The sequence below is a fragment of the Nesterenkonia sp. CL21 genome, assembly GCF_031705515.1.
Taxonomy (GTDB): domain Bacteria; phylum Actinomycetota; class Actinomycetes; order Actinomycetales; family Micrococcaceae; genus Nesterenkonia; species Nesterenkonia aethiopica.
Window position 1 is genome coordinate 227,197 of sequence record NZ_JAUTWR010000004.1, and the last position, 22,256, is coordinate 249,452.

Here is a 22,256-nt window from a genome sequence, read left to right on the forward strand (position 1 = left end):
CGAGTGGCCGCGAATCCCGGCATCTGCCCAGTGACGCGCCGCGACACGGGTGAAAGCACCGCGATTCGTGGCCACTCGATGCTGCTGGGGGCTGCTCAGAGGTGGATGCCCTCGCGGGCCAGCAGTCGACGCTTGGTGCTCACCCCGCCGAAGCCGTATCCGCCGATGGAGCCGTCCGCCAGGATCACCCGGTGGCAGGGGATCGCGAACGCCACCAGGTTGTTCGCACACGCGCTCGCCGCAGCCCGATGGGCCAGCGGGCGTCCCGCCATCTGTGCCAGCTCCGCGTAGGAGACTGTCTCACCGGCGGGCACCTCGCGCAGCGCCGACCACACCTGCTGTCGGTACTCCGAGCCCGGCTGGACGACGGCGAGTCCGTCGAAGGCGGCATGGTCGCCGTCGCCGTAGGCCGCCACGGCTTCGGCGACGGCGCCCCGGTCCGTGGGCAGCGGGTTCATCTCTCGGTCCGCGGTCTCCGGGGCGGTGGCCTCCAGGCGGTCCATCATCTGCTCCAGAGCGCGGCCGATCGCTGCCACCTCCGGCTCCCCGCCCACCGGATGGGCCAGGCTCGCGGCGCGGATGGTGTCATCCTCGGGGGAGTGGACGACGACGGCGGAGCCGAGCTCGCCCAGCGATGCGGAGGACCAGCGCAGCTCCGGCAGCGGCGTGGAAGGGTCGGTGGTCATCGGGTCTCCTGGCGTGGTGGAACATGGGGTGATTCCAGGGTCTCAGGCGCCGGCGTGCCGGTGCCGCAGATCAGGCGCAGGACATGTGTGCGCATCAGATGGTCTTCCCAGGTGGCGCTCTCGGGTCCGAGCTGACCGAAGCGCAGCATGTTCACCATGCCGAGAAGGCTCGCCCAGACGGAGACGGCCCGCAACGCTGAATGAGGGGGTATGGCCAGGCCGAGCTCGTCCAGGTCCCTGGCGAGCCAGAGCGCCGCCGGGTCCCGTGCCGCCGACTCGGAGGAGAGTCGGGGATCGTCGGTGGCGTCGTCAAGAGCTGCGACCAGCCGAGCCACCTGGATGGCGACGCGTGTCCCGGGGATGACAGTGTCCCGTGGTGCCCGGTAGTCCGCCACGGGGGACCCATGGATGAGTTCCCACCGTCGGGGATGGCGCCGGGACCAGTCCAACATCGCGAAGGCGACCGATTCCAAGGAGTCGTCACGTGCCACAGCGGCGTCGACCGTGTCCGCCAGGCGATCGTAGGCGTCGGTGATCAGGAGCGTCAGCAGCTCGTCCCGACTCCGCACGTAGCGGTAGACGGCACTGGAGACCACGCCGAGGTCTCGTGCCACCGCTCGGAGCGACAGGCTCTGGGCGCCGTCGGCGTCGAGGTGGCGGTTGGCGATCTCCAGCACGGCGGCCTCCGTGGCCTGCCTGTTCTTCTGGCGGGGCGTCATGCCGGCGTCGGACGTCATGGCACGAGGCTAGCAGGACGCGGAGATCACCAGTCACATATGAGAGCAGTGCTCTTGCTTTCGGGGGCTATGGGGAATAGGGTCGACTCGTCATCGGAGAGCAGTGCTCTCATTCGTGGTGCGGGACATCGACAGGAGGCTGGCCATGCGCACAGCAACGGTCATCGGCTATGGGCAGATCGGGGCGCGGATCGTCGCCGATCTGCTGCGTCAGGGAGTGGAGACGACAGTGGTGACGCGCTCTGCGGGAGCTTCGGTGCCGGAAGCGGCGAGGCATGTGATCGGCGATGCCGGACGCCGGGACGACGTCGCCGGCGCCGCAGCGGGGGCTGAGGCGATCTTTGCCTGCTTCCACACCGGGTATGACTCCCGGCTATGGGCAGATGTCCTGCCCGGCTTGGAGCAGGTAGTGCTCGACGTCGCTGCCGAGCAGGGCAGCGTGGTGATCTTTCCCGAGTCGACGTACGCCTTCGCGGCCCGGGCGGAGGAGCTCAGAGACGACGCCGAGTTCGCGCCTGCAGAGGACAAGGGGCGGGTTCGTCAGCGGCTGATGGAGGCGCGGTCGGCCCATCCCGCTCCCGCGCTCAGCGTGCTGGCGGGAGACCTCGTCGGTCCTGATGCTGCGCCCGCGACGAGCGTGGTCCGCATGATGATCACGGACCGCGTGGCGGCGGGCCGGCGCCCCATCATTCCGGCAGACCCCGATGTGCCGCATGCCCTCACCGACATCGCCGATCTCAGTGCGGCGATGATCCACAGTGCGGAGCACGTCGAGGAACTGCTCGTGGGAGTGGCAGGAGCCGGTGGGCATCGGCTGCTGATCGCGCCGTCGCAGGCGCCGACCCTGCGCGACGTCGGCGAGCGTGCGGCTGGTGTCGCCGGGCGTCCTGCTGCGGCGCCGTGGGTGCTGCCTCATGGTGTGTTGCGTGCCGCAGGGCTGGTCAGTCGGACGGCGCTGGAACTCGCCCGGCTTCAGCCCATCTGGTGGCGTCGCTGCGTCCTGGTCCCGAGCGGAGAGTTCGCCGGTGCACTGCCTGGAACGCCCTGGAGGCGCAGCGTCGAACAGATGGTGAGGCAGAGCGTGGAAGGGGCACTTGTCTGAGGCTGGCCGCCGCCTCAGGCGTCGGCGTCAGTGCTGTCAGCGTCGTCCGTCTCGTCTTCGGTGTCCTCCGTGTCCTCGGTGTCTTCCTCGCCCTCGGCGTCATCTCCGGCGTCATCTCCGGAGCCGGGCTCGGCGTCCTCATCGTCGGCGGCGGAGGAGTGCTCCTCCGGGTCCACCACGAAGTTCCCCGTCATGGTGGTGCCGCCGGCGGGCTGCAGCAGGCAGTTCACCCGCCGGTCGCTTTCGCGACGCCAGGTGGACTCGGTCGGGTGGGAGATGCGGACCTCCAGTGCGAAGTCCACGGAGTCCACGGCGTCCTGGTCCAGCTGGCCGTTCTCCTCGCAGGCGCGGTGGGCCCGCTCCGAGATCTCCTCATCACCCGGGTACTCGCCCACCTCAAGGTCCTCCCAGTGGATCACCTGCACGTCATAGCTGTGGTCGCATTCGATGATCGTGGCAGGGGCGGATTCGTCATGCGGCTGGAAGCCGGTCAGGCAGTCGCCGGCCAACCACTGGTCCGGGGCGGCGTCGCGGAGGATCACCCCATCGATGCCGGGATCGTCCTCGCGCTCCGCGACCGTCTCAGGCAGCTCTGTGGGCTCCTCGCGGATCAGGAACCACCACAGCAGAGCCAGCGTGACGAGCACGACCAGCCCGCCGATGAAGACGAAGGGGAGCATGTTCGGTCGGTGTGGGTCGCGGTGAGCGGTCTCGCGGACGTCGAACTCCTCGAGCCCCGCAGGCTCCGCCTCCTCGGGCGTGCCGGTCGGGGTGTCAGCGGCCGGCCCGTCTGTGGCCGGCTCGTCGGCGGGCATCTTCTGCGCGGGTGTCTGACCCTCCCCGGAAGTGCGGGCGTCACGAGCCCCCTTCCCTCGGGCGGCGCGCTGGCGAGCCTCGCGGCGGGCCCGGCGCGTCTGCGGCGAGGACGTCCCGTCCTGGCCGTCGGTGCGGGATGTCGGGTCGGTGGTGCCGTCCTCGGTGCTGTCTTCCACTGCGGCGGTGCTCCTGTGCGCGTCGTGGCGGGTTCGGCGGGGGCCTCCGGCGGAGCCCCGCGGCACGCCGCCGGGGTGATGTCCGTCCCATCCGGCCGTCATCCAGGGCGCCGTCAGGTGGTGACGGCACTCGGAAGAACAGCCTGTGAGCAGGTGGGGACCCCCGTGAACTGGACCTTCCCGGCGCGCGACACACTGCAGGACGGGCCAGAGTGGAGGGCTTCGCCCTGCGCGGACGTGCGACGCGCCGTTCCCAATCATGTTAACCTAGGAAGCACGAACCAGTTGATCGCAGAGATACTCCCGCGGTGGACCCTGCCCGGCATCGCGAGGACCAGAGAAGACAGAGGGGGTCTCGCTCATGGGGCGCGGCCGTCAGAAGGCGAAAGCAACGAAGCAGGCTCGGGAGATCAAGTACTTCACCCCGAACACTGACCTGTCAGCTCTCGAGCGAGAGCTGGCTCAGTCGCGTGGGGACAGCTCGGCGGATGACCTGACCTCATACGAGTCGGAGGACGAGTCGTACGGCTACGACGACCTCTCAGACCGCTACGGCCGCTGAGTCCGTGGAGCAGCGCAGCACCGCTCCGCTCAGCAGGTCGGCACAGATCAGCAGTCACGAATCCGACCCGGCGATGACCGCCGGGTCGGATTCTGCTGTGCCTGGACACGGCACCCTCTACACCGATTCCCCGGCCTTCACCACACCTGTGGCCAATGCGCATCGGGCCGCTCTGCGCTCCATCGCCCGAGTGGTGGAGGACACCGCCCCTCCGCAGCCTGCCGAGGAGGCCCGCGCCGGCATCCTGGAGCTGATGGGATCCCGTGGCATCCTGGTGGTCACCGGTGCCGGCGTCTCCACCGATTCCGGCATCCCTGACTATCGAGGCCCGCAGGGCTCGCTGCACCGGCACCGGCCCATGACGTACCAGGAGTTCCAGCACGACGCCGGCGCTCGTCACCGGTACTGGGCCCGCAGCTATGTGGGCTGGCGTCACATGGACCAGGCTGCTCCGAACATGGCCCACCGCATCCTTGCCGCCTGGCAGCGCCGGGGGCTGCTCACCGGCCTGGTGACGCAGAACGTGGACGGTCTGCACGCCCAGGCGAACCGCGAGGCCGGCATCGTCAGCCCCCTGATCCCGCTGCACGGGGACCTGGACACCGTGATGTGCCTGGCCTGCGGCAACCGGGAAGACAGGCGTCACCTGGACTCGCGGCTCGAGGAGGCCAACCCGGGCTATGCCGAGGAGGCGATCCACGCCGCCGAGAACGTCAATCCCGACGGCGACGTCAGCCTGGACGACTCCTGGGTCCAGCGGTTCCACATGGTGGCCTGCCTGGTCTGCGGCTCGACGCGTCTGAAGCCCGACGTGGTCTACTTCGGCGAAAGCGTCCCGCCGGAGCGCAAGGCCGCCGTCGACGAGCTCATCGACGCCTCCACCGGACTGCTCGTGGTGGGGTCCTCGATGGCCGTGATGAGCGGCTTCCGGATCGCCCTGCACATGCGGCGGGCCGGCCGTCCGATCGGGGTCATCAACGGGGGCCCCTCCCGTGCGGACGCGAAGGCGGACTGGCGCTGGCGCACGCGCATCGCCCCGGCGTTGCAGGACCTCGACGCCGCCCTCGCCTGAATCTCATTGCTTGGCTGAACCTCAGCGGGGAGGAGACGTCGCCTCAGCCCTGCGAGTGTCCACCCGCGCCGAGCTTGACGATCGCCTCCACGATCGTGGCCCGCTGCGCTTCGGTGAAATGGCCCGGGGTCAGCGCCTCGTAGAACCACAGCCCGTCGGCGGCCAGTCGCGCCAGGAACGGCAGCAGGGCAGGGTCCGGCTCGGCGTCCCGGGAGGAGCCGCTGTCTCCTGCGCTGTCTCCTGCGCTGTCTCCTGCGCTGTCGCCACTCGTCGGGGCCGGAGCCCCGCTCGGGGCCGGAGGGGACCAGCGGTCGTGGACCCGGTCCCAGGCGGCCTGGGCGGCCGGATCACCGGCGGACTCCAGCATCAGCAGCAGCTCGGCCCGGTCCGGGTTCTGCGAGGCACGGATATAGGCGTCCAGGCGCTGCCCCGGCGTCAGCTCCTCATAGGGGCCGCCGGCTTCGGACTCCATGCAGGCCTCCCACTGCCCGGAGACGTGCTCATGCAGCGCCAGCAGCATGTCCTCCCGGGACGGGAAATGGTAGAGCAGCCCGCCCTTGGTGAGTCCGGCTTCGGAGGCCACCGATTCGTAGGTCAGGGCCGTGACGCCGTCGCGCTGGACGATGCGCGTGGCGGCCTGCAGGATCTCGGTGCGTTTGGACTGTCGCATGATGGTCAAGCCTAACCGTCGTGGAGCGCGGGGCGCTCAGGAGTGCCGGGCCCTCAGTGGTTGCCCGGATACGCCTGCGATGCGGTGCCGGGGGTGTAGCGGCGCAGCAGGGACAGCGTGGTCGCGGCGCCTGCCACCAGCACCACGGCGACGGCGACCAGCACCGCCACGAAGGCCCCGTCCATGGCGTCGGCGGCCGCGAGGACGACGTCGGACCGGCCGCTGGTCAGCGCCGCCGTCGGGCTGGCGTCGGCGAACTCGCCGGCACCGGTCGGCAGCACCAGGAACCGGAAGTAGGCGAAGTTCAGCAGGCTGCCCATCGTCGCCACGGCCACCAGGCCGCCGAACTCGTAGGAGACCTCCTCGATGGAGGCCGCCATCCCGGCCCGGCGCGGCGGGACGTTGCCCATGATCGCCGTGGAGGCCACGGAGATGGAGGCGCCGAGCCCGGCGCCCATGATCAGCAGCCCCAGCACCAGCACCGGCAGCAGGTGCTGCGCGGCCCCGACGACGGCGACGCCGGCGCCCACCGCCGCTGTGCTCAGTCCACCCCCGATGAGCAGCAGCAGACCGGTGCGCTGCAGGACCGCACCGCCGATCAGGGCCAGCGGCAGGGAGCCGACGGCGATCACGGAGACCAGCAGGCCCGCCTCCAGCGGGGTGTAGCCCTCCACGAGCTGGAAGCGCTGCGTGCTGGCCAGCTGAGCGCCCATGATGGCGAAGACGCTGGTCCCGGCCGCCACCATGCCTCCGGTGAAGGCCTTGTTCCGGAAGATCGTGAAGTCGATCAGCGGCTCCCGGAGCCGGGTCTGCCGCCGGCCGAAGACGGTCAGGGACGCGGCGGCGATGACGGCGGAGCCGATGACGAGCGGCCAGTTGATGTGGTTCTCCGCCAGGGACTTGATGGCCAGCACGGAGGCCGTGAGGCCGACCATCACCTGGGCCGAGGAGACCCCGTCCCAGTGCTTGCTGGGATTCCGGCGGTTGGGCGGGCCGATCAGGATGATGGCCAGCAGTCCCGCGACGGCGATGGGTACGTTGATCAGGAACACCGAGCCCCACCAGAAATGCTCCAGCAGCAGTCCGCCCACGATGGGGCCGATGGCCATGCCGACCAGCGAGACCGACGCCCACACGGCGATGGCGACGTTCCTCTCGCGCTCCATGGGGAAGCTGATCCGGATGAGCGCCAGGGTGGCGGGCATCATGGCGGCGGCCCCGACGGCGAGGAGCGCCCGGGCGGCGATGAGCGTCTCCGCAGTGGGGGAGAAGGCGGCCGCGAGCGAGGCGAGCCCGAAGATCACCAGCCCGTACTGGAAGAGCCGTTTGTGGCCGAGGCGGTCGCCCAGGGACCCGGATCCGGGCAGCAGCCCGGCGATGACCAGCGGATAGGCGTTGATGATCCACAACGACTGCGAGGTGGAGGCCTGGAGATCCTCGGTGAGCCGGGGCAGCGCCGTGTAGAGGACGGTGTTGTCCAGGGTGATCAGCAGCAGCGCGGAGGAGACGATGACGAGCACGCTCCAGCGCTGCCAGCGGGAGAGCTGCTGGCCGGGGCCGGTGCCCACGACAGGGAGGGAGGCGGTCGTCATGCCAGAAACTGTACCGGACGTATGGTGAAGTGTGGAGGGTTCTGGGACCGAGATCACCGGTGGGCGTGACGTGTGGTGCGGGCCCACGGCTGAGCGGGGCGCGGCTGACCAGGGCGTCCGCTCAGCGGCGCCCCGGGTCAGCGGCGGGACATGTACAGGGTGAACGCCTTCGTCAGCAGTCGGTCCACGGGGAAGTCCCACTCGCCGTAGGTCTGCACCACATCCGCCCCCATGGTGGTCTTGAACCGGGTGAGTCCGGCCAGCGGATACTCCGGGTCCAGGGACGGGCTGAGCCCGCCGAGGTCGTACCACCGGCAGCCGGCGGCCAGCGCGTCCTCGATCTGCCGCAGCTGCAGCGCCCGGGGTGCGTAGCGCTTGCGCTCCTCGGAGGAGGAGGCCCCGTAGACGTACCAGGCGAACTGCCCCTGCCGCACATAGATGGCCGCCGCCAGCAGCGTCTCCTCGTGGTGGGCGAAGTACAGCGTGCACTCGGTGTCCTCGGCGGCGTTGAGCTCGCGGAACATCCGCTGGAAGTAGCTCAACGGGCGGCCGGTGAAGTCGTCACGCTCCGCGGTCTCCTCGTAGAGCGCCTGCCAGGCGGGCAGGTCCTCCTCCCCGCCGGTGCTGATGGTCAGCTCCGAGCGGGTGGACTTGCGGGTCTGCCGCCGCGAGGTCTGGTCCATGCGGGCCAGGACCGCGTCGACGTCGAGGGCGGCGCCGTCGTCGTCGGTCAGCGGGATGCGGGCCTGGAACTGCGGCTGACCGGCCTCGAACTCCTCCGAAGCGGAAGGGGCCTGCCAGCCGAGGCGCTCCAGCTCGGCACGGACCGCGTCGGCGCCGTCGTGGACCGTCAAGGGCTCCAGCTCGGTGATGCTGCGGTGCTCCCCGGAGGCCAGCGCGCGGCGGACGTCCTGAGCCGCCCAGCGGCGGGTGACCCCGGGCAGGCCCATGCGGATCAGGAAGGCCCCCTGGCGCTTCAGGTGGTCCGTCAAGGCGGGCAGCAGCGCACGGAGCTCCACCTCGTCGGGGTCGAAGACCGGCCCCTCGGCCAGGTAGGCCAGACTCTTGCGGCCCAGCACCGGAACGGCCGCAGGGACGGGCAGCCGGCGGTGGAGGACCAGGGTCGCGGCCACGAGCCGGTCGCCGTCGAAGGCTCCCAGCGATTCGCCCCGCCAGTCGGTCTTGACCTGCGGCCAGCGGGGGTTCTGCAGGAACGACGACGTCGGGTGCCGACGCAGGAAGGTGGCGTGGTCGGCGGTGCTGATCGGCGTCACCGAGAGCCGGCGCGGGCTCGTCGTCTGCCGGGAGGGCTGGGGTGGGGTGCTCACGGTCCCGATGATACCGGCCGGGCCTGCCGCTCCCGGGGACGCCGACAGGCGGTGCGGGGGATCGCGGCTCGGGCGGCGAGTCTCAGAGTGCGGGCTCCGCCGGGCGTCCCGCCGCCGGCCCTGTCACCCACGCTACGCTGTCGCCCGTGACCATCCTCTCGCTGATCTTCTTCGCGCTGGCGACCGCCGGCACGCCTGGCCCGAACAACACGATCGCCATGGCCTCGGGCGCGACCTACGGGCTGCGCCGCACGGTGCCGACGATCGCCGGGGTGAACATCGGTTTCCCGGTGATGATCGTGCTCGTCGGGCTGGGGCTGGGTCAGATCCTGGAGCAGCAGCCGGTGGTCCTGGACGTGCTGCGCCCGATCGGCATCGCCTACCTGCTGTACCTGGCGTGGAAGATCGCCTCCGGCCCCACGGACCTCTCGGCCCAGGACGGGGCCCGTCCGCCGTCGTTCGTGCAGATGGCGCTCTTCCAGTTCGTGAACCCGAAGGCGTGGACCATGGTGGTGGGCGCGATCGCCGCCTACACCGGATTCTGGGAGTCCTTCACCGTCGAGGTGCTGGTGATCGCCACCGTCTTCCTGCTGTTCGGGACCCCGTGCACGGTGAGCTGGGCGCTGCTCGGCGTCGGAGCGGGCAGGCTCATCTCCAAGCCCGCGCACCTGCGGGCCTTCAACCTGATCATGGCCGGCCTGCTGGTGGTCTCCCTGATCCCGGCCGCCGTGGAGACGGTGGCGTCCATGACGGGCTGAGGGCTCTGGCGAGGAGTGTCGTCCGCCGGTACCCTGACGCGGGACAGCATCGCCGTCGCGCAGAAGGGTCGCATGTCAGCGCAGAACCACACCTCCGCCCCGTATCCTCCGACGGACGGCTCGTACCTGGGCCCGGATGAGGTGCGGCACCGGCTCAGTGACGACGACGCCCGGCGGCTCGGCCTGACCGGCTGGCGCCGCTGGACGGTCGGCCCCGCCGCCGGCACGCCCGGGCGGGCGAAGCTCCAGGTCGCGGCCGGGGTCGTGGGTGGCTCCCTGCAGCTGGCCTCGCAGCTCTACAACGTCGCCTCCGGGGTGGACACCGGGGTGTGGGCCACCGTGGTGATGATCAGCGGAATCCTCTTCTATGTCCTGGCCCTGGGCACCTATGTCACCTACCGCGGCAACATCGACCACGGCGTCTACGCGCGCCTCGATCAGGCGCGGCGCGAGGAGGCCGCCCGCTGGGAGGAGACCCACGGCCGCCGTCGCCAGCGGCTGCGGGACGCGGCTCAGGCTCAGCAGGCGCCGGAACGGGCCGCCCACCCACCCGGTGCGGGGGAGGGTGGGCGGCCCGCGTGAACCGTCAGCGTGTGGATCACTGCATGTCTTCGAGCTGCTTGCCCTTCGTCTCCGGGACGAAGCGGAACACGAAGAACAGCGAGATCGCCGCGCAGATGGTGTAGAAACCGTAGGCCACACCCAGGCTCAGGTCCGCCATCATCGGGAAGGTCGTGGAGATGGCGAAGTTGGCCAGCCACTGGGCAGCGGCAGCGATGCCGAGGGCGGTAGCCCGGATGCGGTTGTTGAACATCTCGCCCAGCAGCACCCAGACCGCCGGACCCCAGGACATGCCGAAGAAGACCACAAAGCCGTTGGCGGCCAACAGGGCGATGACGCCGCCGGTGTCGGTCAGCTGCGGGGTGACGCTGCCGTCGGCGGTCTCCACCACCGGGGCTGTGGCGAAGATCCACGCCAGCAGACCGAGGGTGACGGTCATACCGGTGGACCCGATCATGAGCAGTCGACGGCGGCCGATCTTGTCCACCAGGGCGATCGCGATGATGGTGACCACGATGTTGGTCACGCCGGTGATCACGGTCTGCGCCAGCGCGTCGGCCTCGGTGAAGCCCACCGACTGCCACAGGGTGGAGGAGTAGTAGAAGATCACGTTGATGCCCACGAACTGCTGGAACGTGGAGAGCAGGATCCCGACCCAGACGATCGGCAGCAGGCCCAGGGCCGGGCCGCGCAGATGCTTCAGCCGGGTCCGCGTCTCGGTGCCCAGGCTGCGGCGGATCTCCTCGATGCGCTGGTCCACGCCCGTCTGGAGCACGCGGCTGAGCACCTCGCGGGCCTGGGCCGGGGAGCCCTTCTTCACCAGGAATCGCGGGGACTCGGGGATCATCAGGGCGAAGGCGCCGTAGGCCAGGGCGGGGACGACCTCCGCGAAGAACATCCATCGCCAGGTCTCCAGGCCGAACCACAGGGGCTCCGCCGCGCCTCCGGAGAGGCCGGCCAGCCAGGCGTTGGAGAGCAGGGCGACGAAGATGCCGACCACGATGGCCATCTGCTGCATGGAGCCGAGGCGGCCGCGGATCTGTGCCGGAGAGATCTCTGCGATGTAGGCCGGAGCGATCACCGAGGCCGTGCCGACGCCGAGACCACCGATGACCCGCCAGACGATCAGGTCGGTGGCGCCCACGGCGAAGGTGCAGCCGACCGCGCTGATGAGGAACAGCGAGGCCGCGATGAGCATGACCCGGACGCGGCCGATCCGGTCGGCCAGCTTGCCGGCGGTGAAGGCGCCGACCACGCAGCCCAGCAGGGCCGAGGAGACGACGAAGCCCGTGAGTGCGGGGCTGAGCTCGAAGCCGTCGCGGACGGCGGAGACGGTGCCGTTGATGACGGCGGTGTCGAAGCCGAAGAGGAATCCTCCGAGGGCGGCGACCGAGGCCAGCAGCAGCGCTTGGCCGGTATGGAAGCTCTCGGGTGCGGAGCGGGTCTCTGTCATGGGGTCCTCCTGTGGTGATCCGTCCCGGGGAGGATCTGGTGAGTCGCGTCACGTGTCGCTCATCGGGACGGCAGGCCGGTGTGAGTGGTGCGGATCACTCTAGGGAGCCCGTTCGCCTGCTGTCTATGTGATGAACAAGAAGCGCGCTCTAGTCTTGCTGAACGTTCATCCAGTGAACGACTTGCCGGTGGAGCGGAGCTGTTCGTCGAGGGCCAGGGCCACCGCCCCCAGGACGCCGGCGCGCTCACGCAGCCGCGAGAGGCGCACCGTCAGTTGGTCGGTGGCGGGCGGCACGGCGTGGCGGCGGATCGCCTCATGCATCGGCGCGAGGAGGAGGTCCCCCGCCTGGGCGAGCTCGCCGCCGACGATGATGGCCTCGGGATTGAACAGGTTGCACAGGTTGGCCAGCGCCCTGCCCGCATGGTGCCCGGTGTCATGCAGCACCCGCAGGCAGGCATGGTCGCCGTCGGAGGCCGCCGAGACCACCTGAGCGATGGAGATCCCCGGGCCCAGCCGGGGCTCCAGCAGCTCCAGGATGGCGCGAGCGGAGGCCACCGTCTCCAGGCAGCCCCGGTTGCCGCAGCGGCACACCGTCCCGTGGTCCTCGATCGTGGTGTGCCCCAGCTCCCCGGCCGTGCCGCCGGGTCCCCGGAAGAGACGCCCGTCGATGATGAGCCCGCTGCCGACGCCGTCGGAGAGCTTCACGTAGGCCATCGTCTCCGCGCCCCGTCCCGCACCCCAGCGATGCTCCGCCAGGGCGGCGAGATTGGCGTCGTTGTCCACCGACACCGGCGCCCCGAATGTCTCCGCGGCCTGCTCGGCGGGATCCAGGCCCGCCCAGCCGGGCAGGATGGCACGAGAGTGCATGCGGCCTCCAGGGCGGCCGACCGGGGCCGGAAGCCCCATGCCCACCCGCTGCACCGCGCTCAGCCCCCGGCGCTGGTCCGCCAGGATCTGTCCGAGCAGACGCTCGGCGATCTCCAGGGCACGGGGCGCGGACGTGCCGGCCGGCAGAACGCTGCGGCACAGCCCCAACGGTTCGCCGGAAGAGTCTGCCAGCGCCACGGAGATGTGCCGGTGTCCGACGTCCAGACCCACCACGGTGCCTTCGCCCGGGGTGAGGCGGATACGGGGCCGATGCCTGGTGCCGCCCGGCACGGTCTCCACCCGTCCGTCCTCACGGAGACGGCGGACGATGTTGGAGACGGTCGCGGGCGCGAGCCCGGTCCGGCGGGCGATCTCCGCCTGAGTGGTGCCGACGTGGTCCCGCAGTGCGGCCTCCACGCGGCGACGGTTCGCCGCGGCCAGTGCGCGCTGCGAGCCCGGCGCTCCGGCAGGCTGAGAGACGGGTCCCTGGGTCATCACGCTCCTCGGCAGTGAGGGATGACGGCATTGTACCCGGGGGGCCGTCAGGCCGCTGCCGGCCTCATCGGAGGGCGGCAGCGGCGATATGCGGCGGGGAGGACGGCTCAGTCGGCGTAGGCGCCGGTGAGCAGCACGCCGCCGCCGTCGACACCCTTGGCACCCTGGACGAAGTCCTCGCCGGCACCGGCCACATCCTCGGGCGAGTACGCGGAGACCTCGCCCATCACCCAGGCGGTCTGACCGGCGGCGGTCAGCTGGGCCACGGCGGCGTCGGCCTGCTCCGGGGCCACCACGGCCACCATCCCGACCCCCAGGTTCAGAGTCCGCTCCAGGTCCGCCTGCGGGACCCGGCCGAGCTCGGCGACCAGCGAGAACACCGCCGGCCAGGACCAGGTGGAGCGGTCCACGGTGGCCAGCAGGCCGGCCGGCAGCACGCGGGCCAGATTCGCGGCCAGGCCGCCGCCGGTCACGTGGCTGAACCCGCGCACCGGCAGGTCTGCGGGCAGCTCGCCCTGCGCCGGGTCGCCGTTGAGGGCCTTCACCAGGTCCAGGCAGGGCGTGGTGTACAGGCGGGTGGGTTCCAGCAGCTCCTCGCCCAGGGTGCGGCCGAACTCGGGGACCTCGCGCTCGTAGCCCCACCCGGCCGCGGACACCACCCGGCGGACCAGCGAATAGCCGTTGGAGTGGATGCCGGAGGACCCCATGCCGATGATCACGTCACCGGCGCGCACGCGCTCCGGACCCAGCACGGCGGAGGCGTCCACCATGCCGGTGGCGGCGCCGGCGACGTCGTACTCGTCCTCGGCCAGCAGACCCGGGTGCTCGGCTGTCTCGCCGCCCACCAGGGCGGTGCCGGCCTCCGCACAGGCCTTCGCGATCCCGGACACCACGGCGGCGATCCGGGTCGGCTCCACCTTCCCGGTGGCGATGTAGTCGGTCATGAACAGCGGCTCGGCGCCCATGACCACGATGTCATCCACCACCATCCCGACCAGGTCGAAGCCGATCGTGTCATGGACGTCCATCGCCTGGGCGATCGCCACCTTGGTGCCGACCCCGTCCGTGGAGGTGGCCAGCAGCGGCCGCGGCAGAGCCTTGAGGGCCGAGGCGTCGTAGAGGCCCGCGAACGCGCCGACCCCGCCCATCACCGCAGGCGTGTGCGTGGCTTCGATATGGGCCTTCATCAGTTCGACGGCGCGGTCTCCCGCCTCGACGTCGACCCCGGAGGCGGCGTAGGTGATGGGTGCGGGCTGGTCGGTCATGAAGTGGCCTCCGCGAGCGGCTGGTCGTCGACGTCGAACTCTGCATCCGGACCCGGCTCGCACCCCGAGGGGGCCGACCGGTCCATGCCGGGAAGCTCCGGCTGCTCCAGCAGCAGCTTGCCGCGGCGGTTCTCCGGCGGCAGCTCGATCGGGTACTCCCCGGAGAAGCAGGCGGTGCACAGGGTGGAGCGCGGCTGCTCGGTGGCGGCGATCATGCCCTCCTCCGAGATGTAGGCCAGGGAGTCGGCCCCCACGGCCTGCCGGATCTCATCCATGCTGGCCCCGTTGGCGATCAGCTCCGCCCGGGTGGCGAAGTCGATGCCGTAGAAGCAGGGCCACTTGATGGGCGGCGAGGAGATCTTCACGTGGACCTCCTTGGCCCCGGCCTCCTTGAGCATGCGCACGATCGCCCGCTGGGTGTTGCCGCGCACGATCGAGTCGTCCACCACCACCACGCGCTTGTCGCGGACCACGTGCTCCTGCACGTTGAGCTTCAGCCGGATGCCCAGCTGCCGCAGCGTCTGCGAGGGCTGGATGAAGGTGCGGCCCACATAGGCGTTCTTGATGAACCCCTGGGCGAAGGGCAGCCCGGAGGCCTCCGCATACCCGACTGCGGCCGGAGTGCCGGACTCGGGCACTGGGATGACGATGTCGGCGTCGTGGGTGTCCTCACGGGCCAGCTGGCGACCCATCTCCACGCGGGACTCGTACACCGAGCGGCCGTTGATGTTGGCGTCGGGCCGGGCCAGATAGACGTACTCGAACACGCAGCGCGCCGGCTTGGGGGAGGCGAAGTGCTGGGAGCGGATCCCGTCGGCGTCGATGGCGATGAACTCGCCGGGCTCGATCTCGCGGATCACCGAGGCGCCCACGGTGGCCAGCGCCGACTGCTCGGAGGCGACCACCCAGCCGCGGTCCAGGCGGCCCAGCACCAGGGGGCGCACACCCTGGGCGTCGCGCGCCGCGTAGAGCGTGTTCTCCGTCATGAAGACCAGGCAGAAGGCGCCCTTCAACGTGGGCAGCAGCGCCATGGCCTGCTCCTCCAGGCTGGCGCCCTCCTCATCTTTGAGCAGCGCGGTCACCAGGGCGGTGTCCGTGGTGTTGCCCTGGGCGAGCTCCCCGAAGGAGGGGGTCGCCCCGCCGCTGCGTTCCACCAGGCGGTCGTAGAGCTCCGCCGAGTTGGTCAGGTTGCCGTTGTGGCCCAGCGCGACGGTGCCGTGCGGGGTGTCGCCGAGGGTCGGCTGGGCGTTGGACCACTGCCCGCCGCCGGTGGTGGAGTACCGGCAGTGGCCCACCGCGATGTGACCGTTGAGGGCGGTCAGAGTGGACTCGTCGAAGACCTGGGAGACCAGGCCGATGTCCTTGTAGACGCGGATGCTCTGGCCGTCGGAGGCGGCGATGCCGGCCGACTCCTGGCCGCGGTGCTGGAGCGCGTACAGCCCGTAGTAGGCGAGCTTCGCGACCTCCTCACCGGGGGCCCAGACGCCGAACACTCCGCATTCGTCCTGCGGGGTCGCGTCGTCGTCGAGCAGATTGAAGGTCAGGCGACCGTCAGCGCGGGCCATGCTCGTCGGTCCTCTCGGAGGGTGCGGGGGTGGCGGGCACGGCACGGTATTCGCGCGTGCGCCGGCGAGAACGGCGGTCCAGGAACAGCCACGCAGTGGCCGCCAGGGCCAGTCCGGGCAGGGACAGCACGAACGTCACGAAGCCGATGCTTCCGGCGGTGGAGTAGTCGTCCGCCGGTCCGGTGATCAGGACCAGGACGACGGCGGCCACGAGGGCGACGACCACGCCCGCCACGAGGAACGGGACGAGACGGGGAGTGGGGCGGACCGTCACCTGGCGGTGCTGTTCGCTGGAGGGCATGGCTTCCAGTCTACTGGCTTCGCGCGGCCCGGAAGAACGCGCCGGTCCCCGGCCGCTACTGCGGAAGCTCCTCGCCGGTGAGGCGCCGATAGGCGTCCAGGTAGCGCTCCCGGGTGGCGGCGACGACGTCGGCGGGCAGCGCGGGCGGGGCGACGCCGGAGTCGCGGTCCCAGCCGGAGCGTGACGAGGTCAGCCAGTCACGGACGTACTGCTTGTCGAAGGACGGCTGAGCGGACCCCGGCTCCCAGGACTCGGCCGGCCAGAACCGGGAGGAGTCCGGGGTGAGCACCTCGTCACCGAGCACCAGCTCGCCGGTGGCGCGGTCCCGGCCGAACTCCAGCTTCGTGTCGGCCAGCACCACGCCGGCCTCCCGGCAGGTCTGCTCGGCCAGTCGGTAGATCCGCAGCGTGGCCTCACGGAGCTGCTCGGCCAGGTCCTCGCCCACCGAGGCGGCGAGCTCGGCGAAGCTGATGTTGACGTCGTGGCCTCCCTGCTCGGCCTTCGAGGACGGGGTGAAGATCGGCTCCGGCAGGCGGGAGCCGTCAGTGAGCCCCTCCGGCAGGGGGATGCCGGTGACGGTGCCCGACTCGCGGTACTCGGCCAGCCCGGAACCGGTGAGATACCCGCGGGCGATGCACTCGGCCTCCACCATCTCCAGGTCCCGGCAGATCATCGCCCGCCCGGCCACGGCCTCGGGCACCTCGGTGGAGACCACGTGGGTGGCGATCCCTGCCTCGCGCAGCTGCTCGAACCACCACAGACTCAGCTGGGTGAGCACCCGGCCCTTGTCCGGGATCGGAGTGGAGAGCACGTGGTCGTAGGCGCTGATCCGGTCGCTGGCGACCACCAGCACCACGTCCTGGCCGTCCCAGGCGGAGCCGGGGGCCGGTCGGTAGAGGTCACGGACCTTCCCGGAGGTCACATGGACCCAGCCGGGCAGCTGGGAGGAGACGCGGATGTCCCCGGCCAGCGCCTTCGCAGCGATGTCGGTGCGGTGCTGGGCGCCCCGCCAGCTGATGCGGGACACACCCTCGTAGGAGCGGCCCACCGCCTCGGCGAGCGTGGAGCCGGTGCCGACGACGGCGAGCACACGCCCGCCGGCGGTCAGCAGGTTCCCGTCCTCATCCCGGCCGGTGCCGGCGTGCAGCACGGCGACGCCGTCGAGGCCCTCCGCGGCATCCAAGCCCTGGATGACGTCGCCCTTGCGGGGAGAGTCGGGGTAGTTCTCGGCGGCCATGACGACGTCGACGGCGTAGCCGTCCCGCCAGTCCAAGGTGCGGTCCGCGCCCAGGGAGCCGGTGGCGCAGTCCAGCAGCAGCCGGCCCAGGGGAGTGGCCAGCCGCTCCAGCACGGCCTGGGTCTCCGGGTCGCCGAAGCGGACGTTGAACTCCACCACCCGCACGCCGCGGGAGGTCACGGCCAGACCGCAGTACAGCACGCCCACGAAGGGGGTGCCTCGGCGGGCCATCTCCGCCACGGTGGGGCGGGCGACCCGGTCCATCACGGTGGCCACGAAGTCGCGGGTGACGCCGTCGTCGTGCGTCTCGGTGTAGCCGGTCAGCCAGTCCAGCGGGGTGTAGGCGCCCATGCCGCCGGTGTTGGGGCCGGCGTCGCCGTCGAAGATGCGCTTGAAGTCCTGGGCGGGGCTCAGCGGCACCAGGTGCTCGCCGTCGGCCAGGACGAACAGCGAGACCTCGGGGCCGTCGAGGAACTCCTCGATCACCACGGACCCGCCGGCGTCGAAGCAGGCCTGCGCGTGCGCCAGGGCGGCCTCACGGTCCTCGGTGACCACCACGCCCTTGCCGGCGGCCAGGCCGTCGTCCTTGACCACATGGGGAGCGCCGAAGCGGTCCAGTGCGGCCTCGGCGGCGGTCAGCTCGGTGGCGTGGACGGCGCCCGCAGTGGGCACCCCGGCGGCCTCCATGACCTCCTTGGCGAAGGCCTTGGAGGCCTCCAGCTGGGCGGCGGCACCGGAGGGCCCGAACACCGGCACCCCGGCCTCCCGGACGGCGTCGGCCACTCCGGCGGCCAGCGGGGCCTCCGGGCCGACGACCACCAGGTCATAGCCGTGGTCGGTCACCAGCTGGGCGACCGCCTCGCCGTCGGAGGCGTCCACCGGATGGCAGGCGACGTCCTGGGCGATCCCGGCGTTGCCAGGGGCTGCTTCGACCGTGTCGACGGCGTCGTCGCGCAGCAGTGCTCGGACAATGGCGTGCTCGCGGCCTCCCGGCCCCACAACTAGTACCTTCACGGTGGTCAAGACTACGTCATGGGGCTGCCATCAGGGCCGAGTTGGTCCGCAGTTGCGGGTACTCGACTCGATCGACTCGAGTACCCGCAACTGCGGACCAACTCGGCAGTTCGTCGCGCGACGGAGGCGCGGCATCTCTGCGGAGCGCCCTCTAGACTGGGCCGCATGAGCGCCGACCACCCCCAGAGCACCCGCACCGCCCGTGACGCCGCCCCTGCCTCGCCGGCTCCGGTGACCACGGGGACGCCGCCGCATACCGCCTCCGCCGCGGAGTCCGCGGAGCTGGCCTGGGTGACCAGGGCCGGGGCCGTGGAGTCCCGGCACATCGGCTCGGCGGTGCTGCTCGGCCCCGACGGTGCAGTGCTGGAGTCCCTCGGCGCCCCGCAGCGGCCGATCTTCCCGCGCTCCACGCTGAAGCCGTTCCAGGCGATCGCCTCCCTGCGGTCCGGTGCCCTGATCTCCCAGGAGGCGGTGGCCCTGGCCTGTGGGTCCCACAACGGGTCGCGGCGGCACCAGGAGGTGGCCGCGGCGGTGCTGGAGGCCGAGAAGCTCGACGAGTCCTACCTGCGCTGCCCGGCCGCCTACCCGGCCCGGGAGAAGGACCTGATCGACCACATCACGGCTGGCCGGGAGAAGACCCCGCTGGCGTTCAACTGCTCCGGCAAGCACGCCGGTTTCCTGGCGGCCACCCGCACCCAGGGGTGGCGGTTGGCCACGTACACGGATCCCAAGCACCCCATTCAGCAGGCGGTGATGACCGTGCTGGAGGAGTACTGCGAGGAGGTCCCGGGCGTGGTGGGCACCGACGGGTGCGGGGCGCCCGCGCCGTCGCTCACCCTGACGGGGCTGGCCCGCGGGTTCTCCAAGATCGCCTCCGCCACCTCCCGACGGGACGCGGAGGTCCACGCCTTCACCGTCTCCCAGGCGATGCTGGACTACCCCTGGGCGGTCCACGGGCGCGGAGAGGCCAACACGGTGGTGATGGAGGAGCTGGGGCTGCTCGCCAAGCTCGGCGCCGAAGGCGTGCTGATCGTCGGTGCCCCGGACGGCACGACGGCGGCGGTGAAGACCCTGGACGGCAGTCAGCGGGCCAACAACCTGGTGGCGCTGAGCCTGCTGGCCGCCCACGGCGTGATCGACGTCGACGCGCTCGGCGCGGTGCTGAAGAAGCTCATCCGGCCGATCACCGGCGGCGTCGACGAGGCCCAGGTGGGCAGCATCCGACTGTCCCACACGGTGCTCGAACGGCTCTGACGCGGCGGTCCGGGAAATCGATGGCACGACGACGCATCACCGCTGAAGCCGGGACGGCCGCACTGCGCCGGTGGGCTGAGGCCGGCGACGCCGATCGGCGCACCGTGGCCACGGCCGTCCGGTATCTGCTGGAGGAGCTGGCCGAGCGCGCCCCGGGGAACTCCGTGGAGGTCCGGGTGCCGCCCTTCGGCGTCACCCAGTGCGTGGAGGGGCCGACCCACACCCGCGGAACCCCGCCGAACGTCGTCGAGCTCGACGCCGCCACCTGGCTTGCGCTGGCCGTCGGCCGGCTGAGCTGGGATGAGGCGCGAGCGGAGGGCCGGATCTCCGCCTCCGGCATCCGCGCGGACCTGACCGACGTGCTGCCGCTGGTGCACGGCTGAACCCACCCCTCACGTGGAGAGGGTGCGCCTCCGCCCGAATGACGCCCTGCGGCGGCTCAGTGCGGCGGAGACGCACCCTCTCAACGAGGCTGGTGATCAGTTCCGGCCCGACGTGCCCTGGCCCGGACGGTCATCACCGTGGGGCGGACCATGGCCGGGGCGCTCGTCGTGGTCGGGCGGACCATGGCCGGGGCGATCATCTCCGCTGGGCGGGCCGTGGCCCGGGCGGTCCTGGCCGGTCTCGTCCTCGTCGAGGCCTTCGGGCCAGTTGACTAGCAGCTCGTCATCGCCGTCGTCGTCGACCTTCTCCACCGTGATCGAGTTGATCGTGTAGGCGCTGCCGCCTCCGCCGCCGCGCACGGCGATGTTGCCGATGAGCCCGTCGGCGGGCTCGGTGCCGTCCATCGTGAACTCGGTGACCAGGTCATACGTCCCCATGTTCACCAAGCCGCGGTTGAAGTAGGCCGGAATATGGGAGGCGACCTCGGAGGCGGAGTACTGGTGATCGTTCACCGCGGCGCCGTCGCCGGAGGTGTAGCCGCCGTTGGACTCATCATGGATCCATCGGATCCTCACCGATGTGGTGCCTGCCGGTGTGACGTTGACCGTGAGGCGGTAGGTGGCGTCGGGCTCGGGATCGAAGGCGACCTGGCCGTCCTCCCCAGCGGTCGACCATGGCCACTGGGAGGAGTCGTTCCCGAGGATGATGTTCGCTCCGGTGTATCCATCCCCGTGCTCCGCGTGGTAGACATGCACGCCGTCGATCGGGTCGTGCCCGTCGTCGTAGTCCGGTTCGATCCATTCGTGCTCCGCAAGGAACTCCTCGGGCCAGAGGATGCCCAGCAGAGCCTTCTTCGCGTGACCGTCGACGTCATAGGGCATGGCGTACTCGCCGCCTCGCCAGCCTTCCATGACGTCGCGGACCCCGGCGAGCTTCACTGTTGAGATGACCTTGGGGTTGTCGGTGGTGTTCCCCGGGCCGATCGCATAGTCCCGGAAGATTCGGAACAGCTCCGCATACTGGACGCCCTGGTTGTTCTCCTTGACCTCGTCGAACTCCCCCGGAGGCACGCCCACGTCCATCTCGGTGATGTGGATCTCCACCCCGGGCAGGGTGGCGAAGAGTCGGATGTTGTCTTCGACGTCGCCGATGTCAGTGGCCAAGCCGTAGTGGCCCTGCATGCCGATGACCTCGATCAGCTGCTTTCCGTCCGGTCGCAGACCTTCGTGGGTCTCGTTGATCTCCCGGACCATGTCATGGACCACACGGGCCTTGTTCGGGTTGTTCAGGCCGAAGTCGTTATAGGTGAGTTTGACGTCCCAGCCGTTCTCATCCACCACCTCGGCGGCTTTGAGGAACGCCATCTCCACCCAGTCAGCGCCGAGGGCCGGGTACCAGCCCTGGCCGGTGGTCAACGACGCTCGCCAGTCGGAAGGATCCGCGCTCTCGATCGCCTCATTGACCACGTCGATCGCTTGGAGGTCTTCCCCGAAGTGTCCGAGGACCGCTTCGATGTGGGTCTCCAGGTTCTCCTGCGCCACAGCGGGGTCGTACTCGCCGGGCTGCCCGTAGCGGGCCGGGGGTGCGTCCCACATCCACGACGGCGTCTGGGAATGCCAGGCCAGCGTGTGCCCGGAGAAGAGCAGGTCCGGGTTGTGCTCCGCGTGCTGGGCCATGGCTGCCTCAGCGTTCTCGAATGTGAAGACGCCCTTCTCCGGCTGAGTGCTCTCCGGTTTCATCTCATTGCCCGGCGTGTAGGAGGCGTAGTTGTAGATCAGTCCTTCCATCTCTCCGCGCCCGAAGATGCCGAAGTGGAAGTAGTCCTCGTACTGATCCTTCAGGGCGGGGTAGTTCTCATAGGGCATGCCGGTGGGTGGCAGGTCGCTCTCTGGAGCTGCCTCCGCGGGTTGGTCCGGCGAACCGATGAGGGAAGCGCTTGCCAAAAGTCCGACGAGGGCCGCCGCTCCGAGGAGTCGGAGGGGCCGTCGTCGCGGTGGTCTGTCTTCGGCCTGTGGATGGTTGTGATGCCGCGGGATGCACATGGGACTCTCTCCGTCAGTATCGGTGAGGCCGGGAGAACTGCCTCGCGTCCAATGGAATACGCTTTCCATCTCCCTGCGTTGAACCTACTGTGGCCTGGCTCACATTTCAAGGGTCTCGAAAAACAAAATCGTGTCAATGGAGTCGGGACAGCGAGAGAGTGCTCTCCGAGCTGGTCTGCGCGGGGCCCGAGCGCGCGTGAGTTGGTCTGGAGTTTGGGGGGGGGGGGGGGGGGGGGGGGGGGGGGGGGGGCCCCCCCCCCCCCCCCCCCCGCCCGGGGGGGGGGGGGGGGGGGGGGGGGGGGGGGGGGGGGGGGGGGGG

At 70.6% G+C, this 22,256-nt stretch carries 20 protein-coding genes; 7 read left to right on the forward strand and 13 right to left on the reverse strand.

Features of this window, described 5'->3' with window-relative positions:
• Positions 1-95 precede the first annotated feature (95 nt).
• The gene (locus tag Q7C18_RS09075; RefSeq protein WP_070160589.1) at positions 96-686 is read right to left on the reverse strand and encodes a methylated-DNA--[protein]-cysteine S-methyltransferase; all 591 of its coding nucleotides are present in this window, start codon (positions 684-686) and stop codon (positions 96-98) included.
• Complete coding sequence (locus tag Q7C18_RS09080; protein ID WP_070160591.1) at positions 683-1,423, reverse strand: TetR/AcrR family transcriptional regulator; 741 nt, start codon at positions 1,421-1,423, stop codon at positions 683-685. The genes Q7C18_RS09075 and Q7C18_RS09080 overlap by 4 nt, the downstream gene beginning before the upstream one ends.
• A 145-nt stretch (positions 1,424-1,568) precedes the next feature.
• On the opposite strand from Q7C18_RS09080, the gene Q7C18_RS09085 reads away from it, so the two are divergent.
• Positions 1,569-2,525: an NAD(P)H-binding protein gene (locus Q7C18_RS09085; RefSeq protein WP_070160593.1), complete on the forward strand. Its 957-nt coding sequence runs from the start codon at positions 1,569-1,571 to the stop codon at positions 2,523-2,525.
• Positions 2,526-2,539: 14 nt separating this feature from the next.
• Here the strand turns inward: Q7C18_RS09085 and Q7C18_RS09090 are convergent, their stop codons facing one another.
• The gene (locus Q7C18_RS09090; RefSeq protein ID WP_311025107.1) at positions 2,540-3,517 is read right to left on the reverse strand and encodes a hypothetical protein; all 978 of its coding nucleotides are present in this window, start codon (positions 3,515-3,517) and stop codon (positions 2,540-2,542) included.
• A 361-nt stretch (positions 3,518-3,878) separates the two neighbouring features.
• Here Q7C18_RS09090 and Q7C18_RS09095 point away from each other — a divergent pair, with 361 nt between their 5' ends.
• Together Q7C18_RS09095 and Q7C18_RS09100 are read left to right on the forward strand one after the other, a co-directional pair.
• Positions 3,879-4,079: a DUF3073 domain-containing protein gene (locus Q7C18_RS09095; protein ID WP_070160596.1), complete on the forward strand. Its 201-nt coding sequence runs from the start codon at positions 3,879-3,881 to the stop codon at positions 4,077-4,079.
• A gap of 97 nt (positions 4,080-4,176) precedes the next feature.
• Positions 4,177-5,151 (forward strand): Sir2 family NAD-dependent protein deacetylase, encoded by a 975-nt coding sequence (locus tag Q7C18_RS09100; protein ID WP_311025108.1) that lies wholly within the window; start codon positions 4,177-4,179, stop codon positions 5,149-5,151.
• 43 nt (positions 5,152-5,194) lie between these two features.
• Here the strand turns inward: Q7C18_RS09100 and Q7C18_RS09105 are convergent, their stop codons facing one another.
• From Q7C18_RS09105 to Q7C18_RS09115, 3 genes are all read right to left on the reverse strand, one after another.
• Positions 5,195-5,821, reverse strand: coding sequence for a TetR/AcrR family transcriptional regulator (locus tag Q7C18_RS09105; protein ID WP_311025109.1), 627 nt, complete (start codon positions 5,819-5,821; stop codon positions 5,195-5,197).
• A gap of 53 nt (positions 5,822-5,874) precedes the next feature.
• Positions 5,875-7,413 carry an MFS transporter gene (locus Q7C18_RS09110; RefSeq protein ID WP_311025110.1) on the reverse strand — a complete coding sequence of 513 codons (1,539 nt, stop codon included), beginning with the start codon at positions 7,411-7,413 and terminating at the stop codon, positions 5,875-5,877.
• Positions 7,414-7,550: 137 nt separating this feature from the next.
• Positions 7,551-8,741 carry a peptidoglycan bridge formation glycyltransferase FemA/FemB family protein gene (locus Q7C18_RS09115; protein ID WP_311025111.1) on the reverse strand — a complete coding sequence of 397 codons (1,191 nt, stop codon included), beginning with the start codon at positions 8,739-8,741 and terminating at the stop codon, positions 7,551-7,553.
• 146 nt (positions 8,742-8,887) lie between these two features.
• On the opposite strand from Q7C18_RS09115, the gene Q7C18_RS09120 reads away from it, so the two are divergent.
• Both Q7C18_RS09120 and Q7C18_RS09125 read left to right on the forward strand, forming a co-directional pair.
• On the forward strand, positions 8,888-9,499 hold the full coding sequence (locus Q7C18_RS09120) for a LysE family translocator (protein WP_201791074.1): 612 nt from the start codon (positions 8,888-8,890) through the stop codon (positions 9,497-9,499).
• A 72-nt stretch (positions 9,500-9,571) separates the two neighbouring features.
• On the forward strand, positions 9,572-10,081 hold the full coding sequence (locus Q7C18_RS09125; RefSeq protein WP_311025112.1) for a hypothetical protein: 510 nt from the start codon (positions 9,572-9,574) through the stop codon (positions 10,079-10,081).
• A gap of 16 nt (positions 10,082-10,097) precedes the next feature.
• Here Q7C18_RS09125 and Q7C18_RS09130 read toward each other — a convergent pair whose 3' ends face one another.
• The 6 genes from Q7C18_RS09130 to purD form a co-directional block, all read right to left on the reverse strand.
• The gene (locus Q7C18_RS09130; RefSeq protein ID WP_311025113.1) at positions 10,098-11,513 is read right to left on the reverse strand and encodes a sugar porter family MFS transporter; all 1,416 of its coding nucleotides are present in this window, start codon (positions 11,511-11,513) and stop codon (positions 10,098-10,100) included.
• A 165-nt stretch (positions 11,514-11,678) separates the two neighbouring features.
• The gene (locus Q7C18_RS09135; RefSeq protein WP_311025114.1) at positions 11,679-12,875 is read right to left on the reverse strand and encodes an ROK family transcriptional regulator; all 1,197 of its coding nucleotides are present in this window, start codon (positions 12,873-12,875) and stop codon (positions 11,679-11,681) included.
• Positions 12,876-12,982: 107 nt separating this feature from the next.
• A complete protein-coding gene (gene purM, locus Q7C18_RS09140; protein ID WP_070160607.1) occupies positions 12,983-14,140 on the reverse strand; it encodes a phosphoribosylformylglycinamidine cyclo-ligase in 1,158 nt (385 codons plus the stop codon).
• Positions 14,137-15,705 (reverse strand): amidophosphoribosyltransferase, encoded by a 1,569-nt coding sequence (gene purF, locus Q7C18_RS09145; protein WP_085437215.1) that lies wholly within the window; start codon positions 15,703-15,705, stop codon positions 14,137-14,139. Before purF ends, purM begins: the two co-directional genes overlap by 4 nt.
• Positions 15,692-16,006 (reverse strand): hypothetical protein, encoded by a 315-nt coding sequence (locus Q7C18_RS09150; protein WP_070160609.1) that lies wholly within the window; start codon positions 16,004-16,006, stop codon positions 15,692-15,694. The genes purF and Q7C18_RS09150 overlap by 14 nt, the downstream gene beginning before the upstream one ends.
• A gap of 55 nt (positions 16,007-16,061) precedes the next feature.
• Complete coding sequence (gene purD / locus Q7C18_RS09155; RefSeq protein ID WP_311025122.1) at positions 16,062-18,257, reverse strand: phosphoribosylamine--glycine ligase; 2,196 nt, start codon at positions 18,255-18,257, stop codon at positions 16,062-16,064.
• Positions 18,258-18,422: 165 nt separating this feature from the next.
• Here purD and Q7C18_RS09160 point away from each other — a divergent pair, with 165 nt between their 5' ends.
• Together Q7C18_RS09160 and Q7C18_RS09165 are read left to right on the forward strand one after the other, a co-directional pair.
• Positions 18,423-19,511 carry an asparaginase gene (locus tag Q7C18_RS09160; RefSeq protein WP_311025115.1) on the forward strand — a complete coding sequence of 363 codons (1,089 nt, stop codon included), beginning with the start codon at positions 18,423-18,425 and terminating at the stop codon, positions 19,509-19,511.
• Positions 19,512-19,531: 20 nt separating this feature from the next.
• Positions 19,532-19,894 carry a sterol carrier family protein gene (locus Q7C18_RS09165; protein WP_311025116.1) on the forward strand — a complete coding sequence of 121 codons (363 nt, stop codon included), beginning with the start codon at positions 19,532-19,534 and terminating at the stop codon, positions 19,892-19,894.
• 96 nt (positions 19,895-19,990) lie between these two features.
• Here Q7C18_RS09165 and Q7C18_RS09170 read toward each other — a convergent pair whose 3' ends face one another.
• A complete protein-coding gene (locus Q7C18_RS09170; RefSeq protein WP_311025117.1) occupies positions 19,991-21,760 on the reverse strand; it encodes an endo-1,4-beta-xylanase in 1,770 nt (589 codons plus the stop codon).
• Positions 21,761-22,256: the final 496 nt, after the last annotated feature.